Below are 17,560 nucleotides of genomic sequence, written 5' to 3' on the forward strand. Positions count from 1 at the left end.
GGGCGGCTTCTATAGTGACCGAACCGGGGGGCCGAAAATTCCGGCGTCCGCATCTTGACGGGCGAGGCGAGAGGAACTGGCTGATGAGTGCCGTGCGGCAGGACCTGCCCGAGGGCCGCTACAGCTCCCCGCGCAGCGCCGACGCCCGCGCCGACCGCAAGCTGCGACTGGCCGCGATGATCCTGGCCCCGCTCTTCGCCGCGATGCTCGTCTGGTTCGGCTGGTACTACATCTCGGGCGGCAACAAGTTCAGCGGCGAGGTCATCGCCTTCAAGACGTACGACGATCACGTCAAGGTCCATCTGGAGATCCGCAAGGACAGCGGCACCTCCGGCTACTGCACGATCCGCTCGCAGGACGCCGCCGGCGGCGAGGTGGGCCGCGCCGACTTCCGCTTCGACCAGAAGCAGGACCGGATCGACAAGCTCGTCACGCTCCGCACGTCCGGCGGCAGGGGAACGACGGCCGAGCTGCTCGGCTGCCACGCAGACTGAACGGCCTGAACCGCTTCGGCGGCTTGACCGGTCTGCCTGCGATCCCTTCGGGTTTGTGGTGGCTGACCTGCGTTGACGTAAAACTGATGCCTTATGTCCTCCCCCTTTGGTCTGCGAATTGTTAGGCTCGTGGTTTCGCCCACCCGAGAGGGAACATCCTTCTGGGTAGGGCGATGCTTTGTATCCAAGTACCTACGAGGAGCGACCTGTGACCCAGACCAGCGAAGACGTCACCTGGCTGACGCAGGAGGCGCACACCAAGCTCAAGGACGAGCTGGCGTACCTGTCTGGTCCCGCGCGCGAGGAAGTCACGCAGAAGATCGCTGCGGCGCGCGAGGAAGGCGACCTGCGCGAGAACGGCGGGTATCACGCGGCGAAGGAGGAGCAGGGCAAGCAGGAGCTCCGCATCCGCCAGCTGACCCAGCTCCTTGAGAAGGCCAAGGTCGGTGAGGCCCCGGCCGCGTCGGGCGTCGTCGCACCGGGCATGGTCGTCACCATCGCCTTCGACGGCGACGAGGACGACACCCTTGAGTTCCTGCTGGCCTCCCGCGAGTACGCGAGTTCCGACATCGAGACGTATTCGCCGCAGTCACCGCTGGGCACGGGCGTGAACGGCAAGAAGGTCGGCGAGGACGCCGAGTACGAGCTGCCGAACGGCAAGCTGGCCTCGGTCAAGATCCTCAAGGCGGAGCCGTACAGCGGCTGACGCCCACACTGTCGTACGACGAGGCCCCCGGAGCGCACACCGCTTCCGGGGGCCTTTCGTGTGCCTTCTCGCTGCCGGGCCGGTCAGCCGGCCGCCTTGCGGTACTTGCGGACGGCGAGGGTGCGGAAGAACAGGATGATCAGCACCGACCAGATCAGGGAGGCCCAGATCGGGTGCTCCATGGGCCAGGCGCCGGTCACCGACTTGGGGACGCCGTCGATGGTGTTGCCGAACAGCTCGCGGGCCGCCGACACCGTGGCGCTGAACGGGTTCCACTCCGCGATGTACTGCAGGAACTTCGGCATGCCGTTGACCGGCACGAACGCGTTCGAGATGAAGGTCAGCGGGAAGAGCCAGATCAGGCCGCCCGAGGTCGCGGCCTCGGGGGTGCGCACGGTCAGGCCGATCAGGGCGCCGATCCACGTGAACGCGTACCCGAGCAGCAGGAGCAGTCCGAAGCCGGCCAGGACCTTGCCGATGTTCTCGTGGGTGCGCCAGCCGACGAGCAGGGCCACGGCGGCGAGGACGGCGAGGGTCACGGCCGTCTGCACGAGGTCGGCGAGGGTGCGTCCGGTGAGCACCGCCCCGCGCGCCATGGGCAGTGAGCGGAACCGGTCGATGAGCCCCTTGTGCATGTCGTCGGCGATGCCGGCGCCCGCACCCGCGGTGGCGAAGGTGACGGTCTGGGCGAAGATGCCCGCCATCAGGAATTCCTTGTAGGCGCCGGGGCTGGTGCCCGCACCCGGGATGGAGATCGAGCCGCCGAAGACGTACGTGAACAGCACCACGAACATCACCGGCTGGATGATCCCGAAGAGGATCATCTCGGGGATCCGCGTCATGCGGATGAGATTGCGCTTGGCGACGACCAGGGAGTCCCGGACGGACTGGCCTATGCCGCCCGCGGGGCGCGGGGCGAGCTGGGGGGTGTCGGTGACGGCGCTCATTTTCCGGGCTCCTCGCTCTGGTCGGCTGCTTCGGCCATGTGCCCGGTGAGGGAGATGAACACGTCGTCGAGGGTGGGGCGGCGCAGGGCGATGTCGTCGATCTCGATGCCCTGGGCGTCCAGGTCCCGGATCACCTCGGCGAGCAGCTTGGCGCCGCCGGTGACCGGGACGGTGAGCTTGCGGGTGTGCTCGGCGACGGTGGTCTCGCCCTTGCCGAAGCCGGCCAGGATCTCCCGGGCGGCGGCGAGGTGCTCGCGCTCGTGCACGACGACCTCGACGCGCTCGCCGCCGGTCTGCGCCTTGAGCTGGTCGGAGGTGCCGCGGGCGATGACGCGGCCGTGGTCGACGACGCAGATGTCGTGCGCGAGGTGGTCGGCCTCTTCGAGGTACTGGGTGGTGAGCAGCAGCGTGGTGCCGCCCGCCACCAGCTCCTGGATGACCTCCCACAGCTGCTGCCGGTTGCGCGGGTCGAGTCCGGTGGTCGGCTCGTCCATGAACATCACCGGCGGGGAGACGACGAGCGCGGCGGCGAGGTCGAGGCGGCGGCGCATGCCTCCGGAGTACGTCTTGGAGGGGCGGTCGGCGGCGTCCGCGAGGTTGAACCGCTCCAGCAGCTCGGCCGCGCGGGCCTTCGCCTCCTTGGCCCGCATCTGGTAGAGCTGGCCGACCATCTGGAGGTTCTCGCGGCCGGTCAGGTACTCGTCGACCGCGGCGAACTGGCCGGACAGGCCGATCGAGCGCCGTACCTCGTTCGGATTCTTCAGAACATCGATGCCCGCGACGACCGCCCTGCCGCTGTCCGGCGTCAGCAGTGTCGTCAGACAGCGCACCGCCGTGGTCTTACCCGCTCCGTTCGGCCCGAGGAGGCCGAGGACGGTGCCTTCCGGCACGTCCAGATCGACCCCGTCCAGAGCCCGGACGTCGCCGAAGGTCTTCACCAGACCTTCGGCGTAGATGGCGCCTGGCATGTGGTTCCCCCAAATGATCGGCCCGCATGTCGCTTATATAGCGAAATTGTAGATTTCCCGGGCCGCACATGCCCGGCGAAGCGTGACGCGGGCCACACGCTATCGCGATGTATCGCGTATCGGCAACGGATTTACGCGGACTGCCCCAGGGAGGAGTGGCCCATGGCGGAGTGGCCCATCGCGGACTGGCTCGTGACCGTGTAGCCCGCGTCCCGCAGCGCGGCCCCGACCGCGGCGCAGTGCGCGGGCCCCTTCATCTCCAGGTGCAGCTCCACCTCGGCCTCGGTGAGCCCGAGCCGCGGATCGGTCCGTACGTGGCCCACGTCGAGCACGTTGGCGTCGGCCACCGACAGCACCCCGAGCAGCGTGGCGAGGGCGCCGGGACGGTCGGTCAGCCGCAGCCGCAGCGAGAGGTAGCGGCCGGCCGCGGCCATGCCGTGGGTGAGGACGCGCTGCATCAGCAGCGGGTCGACGTTGCCGCCGGACAGCAGCGCGACGACCGGGCCCTCGAAACCGGCGGGGTCGGCGAGCAGCGCCGCGACCGGGCTCGCGCCGGCCGGTTCGACGACCATCTTGGCGCGCTCCAGGCAGAGCAGCAGGGCGCTGGAGAGCTGGTCCTCGGTCACCGTACGGACCTCGTCGACCAGGTCCGCGACCAGCCGGAACGGGATGTCGCCGGGGCGCCCCACCTTGATGCCGTCGGCCATCGTCGCCGGGGCGTCGATCGCCACCGGACGGCCGGCCGCCAGCGAGGGCGGGTACGCGGCCGCGCCCGCCGCCTGTACGCCGATCACCCGCACATCGGGGCGCACCGCCTTCACCGCGACCGCGAGACCGGCCGCCAGGCCACCGCCGCCGATCCCGACGACGATCGTGCGCACCTCCGGGCACTGCTCCAGGATCTCCAGGCCGAGCGTGCCCTGACCGGCCACGATGTCCGGGTGGTCGAAGGGGTGGATGAAGACGGCGCCGGTCTGCTCGGCGTACTCCTGGGCGGCGGCGAGGGTCTCGTCGACCACCTGGCCGTGCAGCCGGACCTCGGCGCCGTAGTCCCGGGTCGCGGCGACCTTGGGCAGGGGCGCACCGACCGGCATGAACACCGTGGAGCGCACGCCCAGGAGTGACGAGGCGAGCGCCACACCCTGTGCGTGATTGCCCGCGCTCGCCGCCACGACTCCGGCGGCCCGCTCCTCGGGCAGCAGTCCGGCGATCCGCACATAGGCGCCGCGCAGTTTGAAGGAACCCGTCCGCTGGAGGTTCTCGCACTTCAGATGGACCGGGGATCCGAGCAGCTGGGACAGGTGGTGACTGTGCGCCATCGTTGTCACCCGGGCTACTCCGGAGAGCATCTTCTGCGCACCGCGTACGTCGTCCAGAGTGACCGCGGCCGGGAAAGGCAAGGAGTCAGACGCGCTGTAGCTCATGACGGAAGTCTCGCAGCTCACGCCCCGGATGACTCGGGATGTTCACGCTGCGAGACCGGATTGCGCACGGCCGGTACGGCCAGCGCTTTCGCCGCGTACTCTGTGGCCCAATCTCGTAATTGAGTGCAATCCACCACCCACGCATGAAGTGAGCCCCCGGCCATGCCCACACCACAGGAAACGATGGACATGTCGACCGCCGGCGACACCGGCCTCCTCGAAACGCTGCAGCACGAGGTGGCGGTCTTCGCCCGTCGCGCCGAACAGACCCGGCTCGGCGGGGTCGGGCAGGTGCGCAATTCGATGGACCGAGCCGCCTATCTGCTGCTCAACCGCCTCGACAAAGAAGGTCCGATGGGCGTCAAGGCGCTCGCGGCGAGCATGGGGATCGATTCCTCGACGGTGACCCGTCAGGTCGCCCCGCTCGTCGACACCGGCCTCGTGAAGCGCACCTCGCATCCCGAGGACGGCCGGGCCGTCGTGCTTCAGCTGTCCCCGCGCGGTCTCGCCCGGCTCGACGAAGTCCGTTCGTCGAGGCAGGAGTTGATGGCGCAGTTGACGCAGGACTGGGAGCCGCAGGAGCGCGAGCAGTTCTGCGCGCTCCTCACGCGCTTCAACACGGCCCTGTCGGCCCGCCAGTCGGGCCAGCCCACTCCGCCCGCCGACTCCTGAGGGCCGACGGCCTCCCGGACATCGGCACTGCCGCGGCTCCCGCCTCTTGACCGGGGGGCCGCGGCAGGCCTCATATGAAGAGTGCGCGATCGGCAGGCGTCCCGGGATGCCCGCCGGGCCCGCGAGTTCGAGGCGTTCGTCGCGGGCGCGGCCGGGCGGCTGCTCCATGCCGCGACGCTGCTGACCGCCGAGACCGGCGACGACAATCCCCGCGCGCAGAGGCTCCTCACGTCTTCCCTCGCCAAGACGTATGCCTCCTGGGACCGTCTTCGGGGGGAGGATCCCTACGACTGCGCCCGTAAGGACCTGGCCGTCCGCTTCGCCCATGGCACCTGGCCGCGCCTGCACCGGCGCCGCCGGGCGGGCGGTGGCGGTGGCGGTGTACTCGGGGGGCTGTCGCCGCAGGAACGGCTGATTCTCGTCCTGCGGCTGTTCGAGGGGGTCGGCGAGGAGCAGGTGGCGGCGCTGCTCGGCCTGCCCATGGAGCGGGTCCGTGCCGTGCACACCCGCGCGATGGGCCTGGTGCTGCATCCGCCGCGCGGACCGGCGCCCGCACCGCCGCTGCGGAAGGCGGCCTCGACATGAGCCTCGACGACCGCAGATCGGCCTCGGTACGCGCCGTGCTCGACTCGGCGCAGGCGCCGGTGGTCCCGGCGGAGCTGTGCGCGGAGGCGATGCGCAGGGGCGGCCGGGCGCTGCGCCGACGCCGGGCCGCCAGGCGGCTGCTGTGGTGCCTGCTGGCCGTGGCGGCGGTGACGTTCCTGGTGTGGGCGAGCATCACGCACCCGTGGGTGGAGCCGCCCTCGCGGACGACCCCACCGCTGACGGACTGGTGAGCCCCTGATGCTGCCCCGGTGAGACCTGCTCAGCCTTCGAGAGCCTGCTTCAGGTCGGCGAGGAGGTCGTCCGCCGACTCGATGCCGACGGAGAGCCGGACCAGGTCGGCGGGGACTTCCAGGGCCGATCCGACGACCGACGCGTGCGTCATCCGGCCCGGGTGCTCGATGAGCGACTCGACGCCGCCGAGGGACTCGCCGAGCGTGAAGAGCTTCGCCCGGTCGCAGACCGCGACCGCGGCCGCCTCGCCGCCCTCGACCTGGAACGACACCATGCCGCCGAACGCCTTCATCTGCTTGGCGGCGGTCTCGTGGCCCGGGTGCTCGGGCAGGCCCGGGTAGAGGACCTTGGTGACGCGGGGGTGGCGGGTGAGCATCTCGGCGACCCGCGTGGCGTTCTCGCTGTGCCGGTCCATGCGGACGGGGAGCGTCTTGATGCCGCGCAGCACCAGCCAGGCGTCGAAGGGGCCGGCGACCGCGCCCATCGCGTTCTGGTGGTAGGCGAGGTCGTCGCCGAGGCTGTCGTCGTTGACGACCAGGGCGCCGCCGACCACGTCGGAGTGGCCGCCCATGTACTTGGTCAGCGAGTGCACGACGACGTCCGCGCCGAGCGCCAGCGGCTGCTGGAGGTAGGGGCTGGCGAAGGTGTTGTCGACGACGAGCCGGGCGCCGGACTCGCGGGCGACCTGCGAGACGGCGGCGATGTCGGTGATGCCCAGCAGCGGGTTCGACGGGGTCTCGACCCAGATGACCTTGGTCTTCGGGGTGAGCGCGGCGCGTACGGCGGCCGCGTCACTGGTGTCCGCGACCGACCACTCGACACCCCACCGCGAGACGACCTTCGCGAACAGGCGGAACGTGCCGCCGTACGCGTCGTTCGGGATGACCACGTGGTCGCCCGGGCTGAGCAGCGTACGCAGCAGGCAGTCCTCTGCGGCCAGGCCGGACGCGAAGGCGAGGCCGCGGCGGCCGCCCTCCAGCGCCGCGAGGTTCTCCTCCAGCGCGGTACGGGTGGGGTTGGCGCTGCGGCTGTACTCGTAGCCGCCGCGCAGACCGCCCACGCCGTCCTGCTTGTACGTGGAGACCTGGTAGATCGGCGGGACCACGGCGCCGGTGACGGGGTCGGCCGTGTTCCCGGCGTGGATGGCGGTGGTCTCGAAGCCTCGCTGGGCTTCGCTCTGACTGTGCGTGTCGCTCATGTGCCCCGAGGGTAGTGCGCCGTGGAGCCGTCGCCGCCTCGGTTAGCTTTGAAGCATGGGAATTCTCTGGGGGCTGATGGCCGTGCTGATGATCGCCTGGGTGGTGATGCTGCGCAGGCGCGGCGGCATCCGTCAGGTGGCACCGGGGTCACCGGACGCCGCCGATCCGGCCGATTACGGGTTCACGCGACAGGAGGACCTGGACGTCCGCCTGCCCGGGCCCGATCAGGATCTGCTCGATGTGATGGCCGTCGTCCAGCGCAATCAAGATTTCACGGCCGCTTCGCAATTGCTCGCCGGCACCGGCAAGGAGACCGAGACCCGGTGGGAGCGGGTGCAGGCGATCGCCGGGGCCGCCGCCATCGAGCTCCAGCAGACGCCGCGGCTCGGCGCCGGGTGGCTGCACGCGTGGCGCTCGCAGCAGCCGAAGGACGCGGGCGGGGCACAGGTGTTCGCCGAGTTCCTGGTGCAGCAGGCCTGGCGGAACGGCGGCACCGAGGACGAGCAGCGGATCATCCTGGAGGAGGCGCGCGCCGCCTGTGAGCAGGCCGGACTGCTCGCGCCCGGTGACCCGGTCCCGCACATCACGCATCTCGCGGTGGCGCGCGGGCTCGGCTATTCCCAGTCGGAGTTCGAGCAGGTCTGGCTGAAGATCCTGGACACGGCGCCCGGGCACATGGGGGCGCATCTGGCCGGTCTTCGCTACTGGTGCGAGAAGTGGCACGGCTCGCGCGAGCAGGCGTTCGCCTTCGCCGAGGCCGCCGCGGCCCGCGCCCCGCGCGGCTCGCTGCTCGCCGCGCTGCCGCTCTTCGCGCTGTACGAGCACATGCCCGATCTGAACCTGGTGCGCGGGTTCTACGAGAGCGAGGTCGTGTCCAAGGCGCTGCACGGCGCCCTGTACGCGGTGCACGCGGCCCGTCCCGACGACCCGATGCTCTCCCACGTACGGCACCTGCTGGTGTTCTTCCTGGTGCGCGCCGAGCGGTGGTCCGAGGCGATGCAGCAGCTCATCCGGGTGGACGGGCACGTGGGCGCCGTGCCGTGGACCGCGGAGGCCGATCCGGCGGCGTCGTACGCCGTGTACCGGGCGCTCGCGGTGGCCGGTTACGAGGCGAACGGGGGCAGTCCGGCGACGCTGTCCGCCTGACCCCGGAATCCTGTGGCGGGCCGGGGTTGTTGTAGGCGGTGACGTCGACGTCACCGCCACCACCCGGGAGGCAGCACCCCATGGCACTCTTCGGCCGGACCCCGGTCCTGCCCACCCCCGAGCAGGCCCTGCGCGGCCGCTCCGAGCCAGAATTCACGGTCCCGGAGCGGCACGCGGTCCTCGGCAACCCACTGGTGGGCCCGTACCCGGACGGCCTGGCCGTCGCCGATTTCGCGCTCGGCTGCTTCTGGGGCGCCGAGCGCGTCTTCTGGCGGACGCCGGGCGTGTGGACGACGCTCGTCGGCTACCAGGGCGGCTTCACCGAGAACCCGTCGTACGACGAGGTGGGCACGGGCCTGACGGGCCACGCCGAGGCGGTCCGAGTGATCTACGACCCGTCACTGGTCCCGTACGAGACCCTGCTGAAGCTCTTCTGGGAAAACCACGACCCGACCCAGGGCTTCCGCCAGGCCAACGACGTGGGCACCCAGTACCGCTCGGCGCTGTACACCCACTCCCCCGCGCAGGCCGCTGCCGCGGAGGCCTCGCGTACGGCGTACCAACAGGTCCTGACGGGCTCCGGCCACGGCACGATCACCACGGCGATCCTCCCGGCGGAGGGCCGCGTCTTCTACCCGGCGGAGCCGGAGCACCAGCAGTACCTGGAGAAGAATCCGGGCGGGTATTGCGGGATCGGGGGGACCGGGGTGTCGTGTCCGGTCGGGGTGGCGGAGCCGGACGGCCGAACCCCTTGAGCGAACCCGTACCCACCTTGCGGGACGGCCCGACGTCCTAGGAACGCGTCCGGCACAGTTCCTGACCCACGAGTCCGATCATGGCCTGCTGGGTGTCCTGGCCGCCGTCACGGGTGACGTACACCACGGCGCTCCGGGTCCCGTCCCGGGTGGCGCCGCCCCAGGCGACATAGCCGAGAAGCTCGCCCCGGTGGCCGAAGAAGCTGCCGCCACAGGGCAACGGGATCTCGGCAAGGCCGAGTCCGTACCGCACGCCCAACTCGGGCGCGCGCATGGTGGTCGCCATCTCGTCGAGCTGTGCCGGAGCCAGCAGACGGCCGCCGAGCAGCGCGGCGTAGAACCGGTTCAGATCACGCGCGGTGCTGATGATCGAGCCGGAGCCGACCGCCATGCTCGAATTGAGCTTGGTGACGTCGGTGTCGGTTCCGGTGCCGAACGCGGTGTAGGCCTGGGCGTGGGGACCCAGGATGGACGGGAAGACGCCGGGCGTACTGGTGTCCCTCAGCTTCAGGGGGCGGATGATCCGATCCTTCACCTCCCGTGCCCAAACCCGGCCGGTGACCTTGTGGATGATCATCGCGGCGAGAATGTAATTGGTGTTGGAGTACGACCAGCCGTCGCCCGGTGGGGAGAACGTGGGACGGTGCCGCATCGCCAGCCCCACCAGTTCCTCGGGAGAGTACGTGCGAAATCGCTCGGCCCGGTAGCCGTTCGCGCTGTTCAACGCGGGTATCTCCGGCCCGACATCAGGGATGCCGCTGGTGTGCTGCAGCAACTGCCGCACGGTGATCTGGCCGCCTTCGTTGCCGTTGGCCCGGACCAGTCCCGGCAGCCACTGCTCGACGGTGTCCTCCAGTGACATCCGCCCCTCGCCGACGAGTTGCAGCACAACCGTGGCCGTGAAGGTCTTGGTCGCACTGCCGATCCGGAACCTGCCGTCCCGTGGCATCGGCCTCTTTGTGTTCATCGCGGCCGTCCCGGCGTACGCGCTGTCGCGTGCGTCCGGTGACATCACCTCGGCGTGCACACCGACGGCCCCGGTGTCACGGATCGCCTCCACCTTCTGTTGGAGAGGATCGGCGGGCCGCGGCCTCGCCGCCGCCATGGGCGCGGTCGATGCGGCGAGGACGGCTGTAGCCATGCTGGTCAGGACGAGCGCGCCGCGCCAACCTCTTCTTAACCCATGCATGATGAACCCCTTCTCTGGTCAGGTTGCACGCCTCCACGGACCGCTCAGGCGCCTGAGACCCGCGACTGTGTCGCCCCCGGAGCCGACGGTCGGCGACCATCTCACCAGCAGAGGGAGGATCGCCCCATCCGGCTTTCCCCCCGACGTACTGGTGCGCTGTCCTCAGGGCGGTGCCGGGGGCTACCCCCCTAAGAATGCTGAGACTCCTCACGGTCGGCTCCGATCAGCAACATCACGATCTACGACCGGAGTGCCGGCCCCCACCGCCGACGACATGGCCCGCGCGCTGCGAGAGGGCGGCCGAGCGATGAGGATCGAGTTGCTGGCCACCGCGAAGGCGGTGCCTGAGCTGCGGCACCGCCTTCGCGGTCACGGCTTCGAAGTCCAGCTCTGCGTCAGCGAGTTGGTGACGAACGTGATCGACCATGTCGGGGAGGGCACACCGGTGACGGTGCTCGTCCGGGACGGGGACGGCGGCCGTACGCGGATCGAGGTCACCGATCCCGATCCGCGCGCGCTGCCCGTTCTCCTGCACGCGGCACCCGTCGACGAGTCCGGGCGCGGGCTCGCGCTGCTCGGCGCGGTCGCCGTGCGCTGGGGCGTACGGCAAGCAGCGCACGAGAAGACGGTGTGGTGCGAGGTAGCGGAGCGGAAAATCGCTGGCCGCACCCCGCACGCCACAGCACCCTGAACGGCATGACATCCGAACCACGCCACGAGATCCGCGCCGCGTACACGGCGTCGACGATCACCGTCTACCAGGCGTACGCGCCGGAGATCGGGCTGCCCGCCGCCCGTGACGGGCGGTTCCCCGCGCTCTGGAAGCGGGACCGGATGACGTGGATCAAGCCGTCCTTTCTTTGGATGATGTATCGGTGCGGGTGGGCCGAGAAGCCCGGGCAGGAAGTTGTGCTCGCCGTGGAGATCGCGCGGGAGGGGTTCGAGTGGGCGGTGCGGCATGCCTGTCTGTCCAGCTACACGCGCTCCGTTCACAGCGATCAGGCCTCGTGGAAGCGGGAGTTGAAGCGGTCGCCCGCGCGGGTGCAGTGGGATCCTGAGCGGGATCTGCGGCTGCGGCCGCTGGAGCACCGGGCGTTGCAGCTCGGGCTCTCCGGTGAGGCCGTGCGGCTGTACGCGGACGAGTGGACGGTCGGCATCAGGGATGTCACGCCGCTCGCGCGGGAGGTGCGGGCCGCTGTCGGCGAGGGGGACACGGAGCGGGCCGCCCGGCTGGTCCCTGCCGAACGGCCCTACCCCGTCGCCGGGTTGGATCTCGGGCACCTCGTGCCCTGACGGCCCGTCCCGGTCGGCCGACGCGGCGAACATGCCCGGCTCGTAGTCCCCTGTGACAGCTCCGCGACGTGACGTAGCGCAACGGCCGCGACTGTCACGCGACGCTCCCGGCCGGTGTCCGGGGCGATCTTGACCTCAACCTCGGTCGAGGTCGCAGGGTGTTCGCCATGACACGCTTCCTCGATCTCGTGCACCCCGACGCAGGAACAGCCCTCATGAGCGAGTGGCTCACCGGCACCGCCGAGCGCTCCCGGGCCGCCGCCGAGGCCCTGGCCGACGAATGGGCGGCCGCGTCCGCGCCCGCGGCACGCCTCGCCCAGCACGTCTTCCGGGCGGCGGACGGAACGGGCCTCCTCTTCTACGCGCAGTGGACCAGCGACGAGGCTCACCTGAGCTGGGCCCGCGCCCACCGCCCCCAGGTGGTCGGCCGCGTCGACACCCTGGTGCCCGGCATCGAGCGGCCCGGGCTCGTACGGACCCGGCTGGAGCGCAGCGTGGTGCACGACCCGGTGCGTCCGGCCGGCGTCTTCGAGGTGATCACCACGACACCCGATGCCGTCGAGGCGGCGACGGCGCCCGCCCCGGGCCTGCTCGGCGCGCACATCCACGCGACGCCGGACGGCGAACGCGCCGTCGTCATCGCGGAGTGGTCCGACGCGGCCGCGCGAACGGCGGTCGCGCCAACGCCTTTGCCTCGATCGCTTATTGTTCTACTATGACGCTAACAACCAACGCACATTGAGTGGATGGAGCCGTCATGACCCCTTCCCGAGCCACCCGCACCCCACGGGCCCTCCTCGCCGGGCTGCCGTTCGCCGCGGCCGCCCTCGTCGCGACCGCCGTCCACACCTCGCTGCGCGACCGGCTGCCCGACCCCATGGCCACGCACTTCCCGGGCAGCGGGCCGCCCGACGGGTTCTCCTCGGCCGAGGGCTTCCTGGTCGTAGGTCTGCTGATGCTGATCGGGACCGGGGTGCTGTTCGCCGTCGTCGCGGCCCGGCAGCGGGTCGGCGCCGCGCGCTGGACCGTGGTGCTCGGCTGGGCCACGGCGGGGCTGCTGGGATCCGTGTCGGTGTCCGTGCTGCGCGTGAATGCCGTCGTCGGCGATGCCCATGACGCCCGTATGCCCTGGTGGCATCTGGTCGTGGCCTTCGGGATCGGGGCCGTCGCGGGCGGGGCCGGGTGGCTGATCACCCGGGGCTGGCCCCGGGCCTGGGAGGTGGGCGAGGGCACGGCCGGCGGCGCCTCGCTCGCGCTGCGCGAGGGCGAGCGGGCGGTCTGGGTACGGCAGGCCGGGTCGTGGCCGCTCGCGCTGATCGCGGCGGCGCTGATCGTGGCCGGGCTCGTGGTCACCGCGTTGGTCAGCCGGTGGGGCCTGGTGGTCGCGGGCGCGGGGCTGGCCACGCTGGTGTTCGGCCGGGTCCAGGTGACCGTCGGGCCGAGGGGGCTCGTCGTGGCGCAGAGCCTGCTGTCGTGGCCGCGGGTGCGGATTCCGCTGGAGCAGGTCGAGAGCGCGTCGCGGCGTACGATCAGCCCGCTCGGTGACTTCGGCGGCTGGGGGTACCGGATCCGGCCCGGCGCGAGCGGGGTGGTCCTGCGGGCGGGTGAGGCCCTGGTCGTACGACGGTCGGGCGGGCGGGAGTTCGCCGTCACCGTCGACGACGCCGGAACCGCGGCCGCCCTGCTCAACTCCCTCGTCGCGCGAAAGGGCAGCCCGTGCTGATCCGTGTGGACCCCGCCTCCGCCACTCCCCTCGGCGACCAGATCGCGGCACAGGTGCGCCGCGCCGTCGCCGACGGGGACGTGGACCCGGGAGAGCGGCTGCCCTCGGCCAGGGCGCTCGCCGACTCGCTGGGGGTCAATCTGCACACCGTGCTGCGGGGCTACCAGCGGCTGCGCGACGAAGGCGTCATCGAGCTGCGGCGCGGGCGGGGCGCCGTGGTGCTCGGCGGGGCGGCGACCGCGGGGCGGGCCCGGCTGGTCGAGGCTGTGCAGGTGCTCGTGGGCGAGGGGCGCCGGCTCGGGCTGAGCGACGAGGAGATCGTGGGGCTGGTGCGGGGCGGGCTCTCGCCCTGACGTGCCCTGCCCCGGGCCGGCCCGCGCACCTCACATCGCCGCGGCCCCCCGCATCAGCGACGCCGTGCGCCCCGCGTCGTACCCCTCCGGTACGCCGTCCAGGAGGACCAGCTCTCCGGGGATATGGTCGGCGCGCAGCGGGAGGATCTCCCGGTAGGCGTCGGACGCGTACCAGTCGTGGGCGTGGGCGAGGTCCGGGAACTCGACGATGACCAGGTCGCCGGGGCGCTCGCCCTCCACCCACTCCCCCGGTTTGCCGTGCGACAGGAACCGGCCGCCGTAGGGCTCGAAGGTGCCCTGTACGCGCTCGATGTAGATGAGGACATCGGGGTGCAGGGGCTGGGTCGGGCGCAGTACGGCGATGGCGTAGGCGGTCATGGGCGAGCCCTCCTCGGGTCCGGCTGGATAGGGGGATCCTGCCGGGAGCCCGGGGAGGGCGTCGATTACCCCTCAGGTCATGAGGAGTGCCCCTCAGGTCGTGAGAGGTGCCCCTCAGATCATGAGGAGTGGTTCAGCACGGGCTCAGATCGTGGCCGTGTCGATCACGAAGCGGTACCGCACGTCCGAGTTGATGACGCGCTCGTACGCCTCGTTGACCTGGCTCGCCTCGATCAGCTCGATCTCGGCGCCCAGGTTGTGCTCGGCGCAGAAGTCGAGCATCTCCTGGGTCTCGGCGATGCCGCCGATCGCGGAACCGGCGAGCACCTTGTTGCCGCCGATGAGCGAGAACAGGTTCAGGGAGATCGGCTCCTCGGGGGCGCCGACGTTCACCAGGGCGCCGTTCGTCTTCAGCAGGCTCAGGTACGCGCCGAAGTTCAGCGGGGCGGAGACGGTCGACAGGATGACGTCGAAGGCGCCGGCGAGGTCCTTGAAGGTCTGCTCGTCGCTGGTCGCGTAGTAGTGGTCGGCGCCCAGCTTCAGGCCGTCGTCCTTCTTGCGCAGCGACTGCGACAGGACGGTCACCTCGGCGCCCATGGCGTGCGCGAGCTTGACGGCCATGTGGCCGAGGCCGCCCAGGCCGACCACGGCGACCTTCTTGCCGGGGCCCGCGCCCCAGCGCTTGAGCGGGGAGTACGTGGTGATGCCCGCGCAGAGCAGCGGCGCGGCCACGTCGAGCGACAGGCCCTCCGGGATGCCCAGGGTGTACGCCTCGTCGACGACGACCTTCTGCGAGTAGCCGCCGTAGGTGGGCTCACCGTCGTGGCCGACGGCGTTGTAGGTGCCGACGTTCCCTCGCAGGCAGTGCTGCTCGTTCCCGGCCAGGCAGTTCTCGCACTCGCGGCAGGAATCGACCATGCAGCCGACGCCGACCCGGTCGCCGACCTTGAACTTGGTGACACCGGAACCGACGGCCTCGACGACACCGGCGATCTCGTGCCCGGGGACCATCGGGAAGATGGCCTCGCCCCAGCCCTCACGGGCCTGGTGGATGTCGGAGTGGCAGATTCCGGCGAACTTGATGTCGATCAGAACGTCGTGTTCGCGGACGTCACGGCGCTCGATGGTGGTGCGCTCCAGCGGGGCCTTGGAGCTGGGCGCGGCGTACGCGGCAACAGTGGTGGTCATGGATTCAAGCCTGCCCGAGCCGCACCCCTGCTGCGACATCTGCGCAGGTCACCCCTTTGCGTACGACCAGTGGTCCTACTACTGACGGGGTCAGGCTCACCGTCGTACGACCGGGAATACTGGACAGCATGGACGACAACCCGACCCTGGACCGCCGCGCCGAGCTCAGCGAGTTCCTGCGCACCCGGCGGGCCCGGCTCCAGCCCGAGGACGTGGGGCTCTCGCCGGCCGGCCGGCACCGCCGGGTCCCGGGGCTGCGCCGCGAGGAGCTGGCCCAGCTCGCCGGGGTCTCGGTCGCTTACTACACGCGTCTGGAGCAGGGCAACGGGCGCAATGTGTCGGCGGAGGTGCTCGACGCGATCGCGCGCGCCCTGCAACTGAGCGACACCGAGCACGCCCACCTGGTCCATCTGGCGAAGCCCACGCAGGCGCGGCGCAAGCAGCGGGCGCCCCGGCGGCAGCAGGTGCGGCCCTCGCTGCGGCATCTCCTGGACAACCTGGAGGGCGTGCCCGCGTACATCGGCGGGGCGCGGTCGGACATCCTCGCCTGGAATCCGATGGCGGCGGCGCTCTTCGGCGACTGGGGCGAGCTGGCGCCGGCCGAGCGGAACTGGGCTCGGCTGACGTTCCTCGATCCCGCCTCCCGCGAGCTGTTCCTCGACTGGGAGTCGAAGGCGTCGGACATGGTCAGCTATCTGCGGCTGTACGCGGGCCGCAACCCGGACGATCCGGAGCTGTCGGCGCTCGTGGGTGAACTCTCCGTCAAGAGCGAGAAGTTCAGGAAGTTGTGGGCCACGCACGATGTGAAGGAGAAGGGGCACGGGGTGAAGCGGATGCGGCATCCGCTGGTCGGTGAGCTGTCCCTGTCGTACGAGACGCTGCATCTTCCGGACGACGACGGGCAGTTCTTGTCGGTGTACCACGCCGAGCCGGGGACTTCTTCGGCGGAGGCACTGCGGTTGCTGGCCAGCTGGGGCGCCGACGCGCGGGCGCCCCGCTGAGGTTTTCGGTCGGCTGCGAGTGCGTCGTGGCTGGTCGCGCAGTTCCCCGCGCCCCTTGTCGGGTTGTCGTTCGCCCGCGGGCCGGTGGCCTCTTCTCGCGCAGTTCCCCGCGCCCCTGATGGGTTGACCTTCAGCTGACGGCCGGTGGCCTCTTCTCGCGCCGTTCCCCGCGCCCCTGATGGGTTGACCTTCAGCTGACGGCCGGTGGCCTCTTCTCGCGCCGTTCCCCGCGCCCCTGAGGCAGGCGCTTCGCGCCGCCTCCCCCTGAGGCTGCGCTTCGCGCGCCTCTCCTGAGGGACGGGGCGCGCCTCCGCCTTGGGCAGGGGGCGCGCCTCCGCCTTGGGCAGGGGGCGCGCCTCCGTCTTGGGCAGGGGGCGCGCCTCTGATGAGATCGCGCACGAAGTGCGCATCTCAGGGGCGCGGGGAACTGCGCGACCAGCCACGACGAGAGCCGCAGCCGGAGAGCCGCCCGACCGTCACAGCCGTGCCGCCCACTCCACACACCCGGCGAACGCGGAGCGGAAGCCGGGGTCGGGCGGCAGGTCGGCCGCGTCGGCGGCGTCGTGCATCAGGTTCGCCCAGCGCCGCCGCTGCGCCTCGGTGATGTCCTTGCCCGTGTGCCAGGCGGCCATCTGGCTGTGCCCGGACGGACCCGGTCCGCCGAACGCCTCGGCGAGCCACAGCGCGACATGGTCGGCGTACGCGTCGGGCAGCTCGGCGACGAACGGGCCCAGGAGGTCGTCCCTGACGGCGAGGGCGTGGAAGGCGGAGACGAGGCGGGTCACCCCGTCCGCGCCGCCCGCCCGCTCGTACAGCGTCGGCTCGGCCGAGCCCTTCCCCCGTACCGTCGTCGGCTTGTAGTGGCGCATCTCGTCGATGTCACCCACGTAGGGACGGATCTCGGCGAGGAAGTCGGGGAACAGCTCCGATTCCCGGAACCCCTCGACGTGGTCCTCGGTCGACGTCCACACGATGCGCAGGATGAAGTGCTCGAAGTCCTCCTCGCAGCGGTCGAGTTCGTACGCGACGCAGTGGGGCGAGGCGGCCAGGAGCCGGGACGCCCGGGTGTACGCGGCGAGGAACTCGGCGGAGCGGGCTTCCGCGATGCGGTAGCGGATGTACTCGACCGTCTGCGTTGTCATGTCCGCCAGCCAAACACGAGCGGCCCGGCCCCAGCCCCCGACCCAAGGGGGGGAACCCGGGCCGAAGCCCCCCCCCCTCTCCCTGTTCCCACTTTTGGTCGGAAGCTTTTGCATGGTTTCCCTCTTTTTTGTTGTCCTTTCTCCG

Annotated in this window: 21 protein-coding genes; 13 read left to right on the top strand and 8 right to left on the bottom strand. The window is 70.9% G+C overall.

Annotated features, from left to right (window positions below):
- Positions 1-83: 83 nt before the first annotated feature.
- Positions 84-494: a DUF4307 domain-containing protein gene (locus ACFVDP_RS41875; protein ID WP_383502491.1), complete on the top strand. Its 411-nt coding sequence runs from the start codon at positions 84-86 to the stop codon at positions 492-494.
- A gap of 208 nt (positions 495-702) precedes the next feature.
- On the top strand, positions 703-1,200 hold the full coding sequence (gene greA / locus ACFVDP_RS41880) for a transcription elongation factor GreA (RefSeq protein WP_111664073.1): 498 nt from the start codon (positions 703-705) through the stop codon (positions 1,198-1,200).
- Between the two features lie 83 nt (positions 1,201-1,283).
- Here greA and ACFVDP_RS41885 read toward each other — a convergent pair whose 3' ends face one another.
- The 3 genes from ACFVDP_RS41885 to ilvA all read right to left on the bottom strand — a co-directional run bounded on the left by ACFVDP_RS41885 (position 1,284) and on the right by ilvA (position 4,539).
- Positions 1,284-2,147: an ABC transporter permease gene (locus tag ACFVDP_RS41885; protein ID WP_383502494.1), complete on the bottom strand. Its 864-nt coding sequence runs from the start codon at positions 2,145-2,147 to the stop codon at positions 1,284-1,286.
- Complete coding sequence (locus ACFVDP_RS41890) at positions 2,144-3,115, bottom strand: ATP-binding cassette domain-containing protein (protein WP_383502497.1); 972 nt, start codon at positions 3,113-3,115, stop codon at positions 2,144-2,146. Before ACFVDP_RS41890 ends, ACFVDP_RS41885 begins: the two co-directional genes overlap by 4 nt.
- 131 nt (positions 3,116-3,246) lie before the next feature.
- Positions 3,247-4,539, bottom strand: a complete 1,293-nt coding sequence (gene ilvA, locus ACFVDP_RS41895) for a threonine ammonia-lyase (protein WP_383502500.1) — start codon at positions 4,537-4,539, stop codon at positions 3,247-3,249.
- Between the two features lie 183 nt (positions 4,540-4,722).
- Here ilvA and ACFVDP_RS41900 point away from each other — a divergent pair, with 183 nt between their 5' ends.
- The 3 genes from ACFVDP_RS41900 (at position 4,723) to ACFVDP_RS41910 (ending at position 6,047) form a co-directional block, all read left to right on the top strand.
- Positions 4,723-5,211 carry a MarR family winged helix-turn-helix transcriptional regulator gene (locus ACFVDP_RS41900; RefSeq protein ID WP_383502588.1) on the top strand — a complete coding sequence of 163 codons (489 nt, stop codon included), beginning with the start codon at positions 4,723-4,725 and terminating at the stop codon, positions 5,209-5,211.
- A gap of 81 nt (positions 5,212-5,292) precedes the next feature.
- Positions 5,293-5,796, top strand: coding sequence for a sigma factor-like helix-turn-helix DNA-binding protein (locus ACFVDP_RS41905; RefSeq protein ID WP_383502503.1), 504 nt, complete (start codon positions 5,293-5,295; stop codon positions 5,794-5,796).
- On the top strand, positions 5,793-6,047 hold the full coding sequence (locus ACFVDP_RS41910) for a hypothetical protein (RefSeq protein WP_383502506.1): 255 nt from the start codon (positions 5,793-5,795) through the stop codon (positions 6,045-6,047). The genes ACFVDP_RS41905 and ACFVDP_RS41910 overlap by 4 nt, the downstream gene beginning before the upstream one ends.
- 29 nt (positions 6,048-6,076) lie before the next feature.
- Here the strand turns inward: ACFVDP_RS41910 and ACFVDP_RS41915 are convergent, their stop codons facing one another.
- A complete protein-coding gene (locus tag ACFVDP_RS41915; protein WP_383502509.1) occupies positions 6,077-7,246 on the bottom strand; it encodes a cystathionine gamma-synthase in 1,170 nt (389 codons plus the stop codon).
- Between the two features lie 55 nt (positions 7,247-7,301).
- On the opposite strand from ACFVDP_RS41915, the gene ACFVDP_RS41920 reads away from it, so the two are divergent.
- Entirely contained in the window at positions 7,302-8,393 is a 1,092-nt protein-coding gene (locus ACFVDP_RS41920; RefSeq protein ID WP_383502512.1) for a hypothetical protein, read from the top strand.
- Between the two features lie 80 nt (positions 8,394-8,473).
- Positions 8,474-9,148, top strand: coding sequence for a peptide-methionine (S)-S-oxide reductase MsrA (gene msrA, locus ACFVDP_RS41925; RefSeq protein ID WP_383502515.1), 675 nt, complete (start codon positions 8,474-8,476; stop codon positions 9,146-9,148).
- Between the two features lie 37 nt (positions 9,149-9,185).
- On the opposite strand, the gene ACFVDP_RS41930 is transcribed toward msrA, so the two are convergent.
- Positions 9,186-10,289 (bottom strand): serine hydrolase domain-containing protein, encoded by a 1,104-nt coding sequence (locus ACFVDP_RS41930; protein WP_383502518.1) that lies wholly within the window; start codon positions 10,287-10,289, stop codon positions 9,186-9,188.
- A 355-nt stretch (positions 10,290-10,644) separates the two neighbouring features.
- Here ACFVDP_RS41930 and ACFVDP_RS41935 point away from each other — a divergent pair, with 355 nt between their 5' ends.
- The 5 genes from ACFVDP_RS41935 (at position 10,645) to ACFVDP_RS41955 (ending at position 13,706) form a co-directional block, all read left to right on the top strand.
- Positions 10,645-11,028 carry an ATP-binding protein gene (locus ACFVDP_RS41935; RefSeq protein ID WP_383502521.1) on the top strand — a complete coding sequence of 128 codons (384 nt, stop codon included), beginning with the start codon at positions 10,645-10,647 and terminating at the stop codon, positions 11,026-11,028.
- Between the two features lie 5 nt (positions 11,029-11,033).
- Positions 11,034-11,630, top strand: coding sequence for a DUF4291 domain-containing protein (locus ACFVDP_RS41940; RefSeq protein WP_383502524.1), 597 nt, complete (start codon positions 11,034-11,036; stop codon positions 11,628-11,630).
- A gap of 167 nt (positions 11,631-11,797) precedes the next feature.
- Positions 11,798-12,349 carry an antibiotic biosynthesis monooxygenase gene (locus tag ACFVDP_RS41945; RefSeq protein ID WP_383502527.1) on the top strand — a complete coding sequence of 184 codons (552 nt, stop codon included), beginning with the start codon at positions 11,798-11,800 and terminating at the stop codon, positions 12,347-12,349.
- A 38-nt stretch (positions 12,350-12,387) separates the two neighbouring features.
- A complete protein-coding gene (locus tag ACFVDP_RS41950; protein WP_383502530.1) occupies positions 12,388-13,353 on the top strand; it encodes a DUF1648 domain-containing protein in 966 nt (321 codons plus the stop codon).
- Positions 13,347-13,706: a GntR family transcriptional regulator gene (locus ACFVDP_RS41955; RefSeq protein ID WP_383502533.1), complete on the top strand. Its 360-nt coding sequence runs from the start codon at positions 13,347-13,349 to the stop codon at positions 13,704-13,706. The genes ACFVDP_RS41950 and ACFVDP_RS41955 overlap by 7 nt, the downstream gene beginning before the upstream one ends.
- Before the next feature lie 30 nt (positions 13,707-13,736).
- Here ACFVDP_RS41955 and ACFVDP_RS41960 read toward each other — a convergent pair whose 3' ends face one another.
- Both ACFVDP_RS41960 and ACFVDP_RS41965 read right to left on the bottom strand, forming a co-directional pair.
- Positions 13,737-14,084 (bottom strand): DUF1330 domain-containing protein, encoded by a 348-nt coding sequence (locus tag ACFVDP_RS41960; RefSeq protein ID WP_383502536.1) that lies wholly within the window; start codon positions 14,082-14,084, stop codon positions 13,737-13,739.
- A 144-nt stretch (positions 14,085-14,228) separates the two neighbouring features.
- Positions 14,229-15,272: an NAD(P)-dependent alcohol dehydrogenase gene (locus ACFVDP_RS41965; RefSeq protein WP_383502539.1), complete on the bottom strand. Its 1,044-nt coding sequence runs from the start codon at positions 15,270-15,272 to the stop codon at positions 14,229-14,231.
- A gap of 128 nt (positions 15,273-15,400) precedes the next feature.
- On the opposite strand from ACFVDP_RS41965, the gene ACFVDP_RS41970 reads away from it, so the two are divergent.
- A complete protein-coding gene (locus tag ACFVDP_RS41970; protein WP_383502541.1) occupies positions 15,401-16,273 on the top strand; it encodes a helix-turn-helix domain-containing protein in 873 nt (290 codons plus the stop codon).
- A gap of 476 nt (positions 16,274-16,749) precedes the next feature.
- On the opposite strand, the gene ACFVDP_RS41975 is transcribed toward ACFVDP_RS41970, so the two are convergent.
- Complete coding sequence (locus tag ACFVDP_RS41975; protein WP_383502544.1) at positions 16,750-17,415, bottom strand: antibiotic biosynthesis monooxygenase; 666 nt, start codon at positions 17,413-17,415, stop codon at positions 16,750-16,752.
- Positions 17,416-17,560: the final 145 nt, after the last annotated feature.

This window comes from Streptomyces sp. NPDC057694 (assembly GCF_042799415.1).
Lineage (GTDB): Bacteria > Actinomycetota > Actinomycetes > Streptomycetales > Streptomycetaceae > Streptomyces.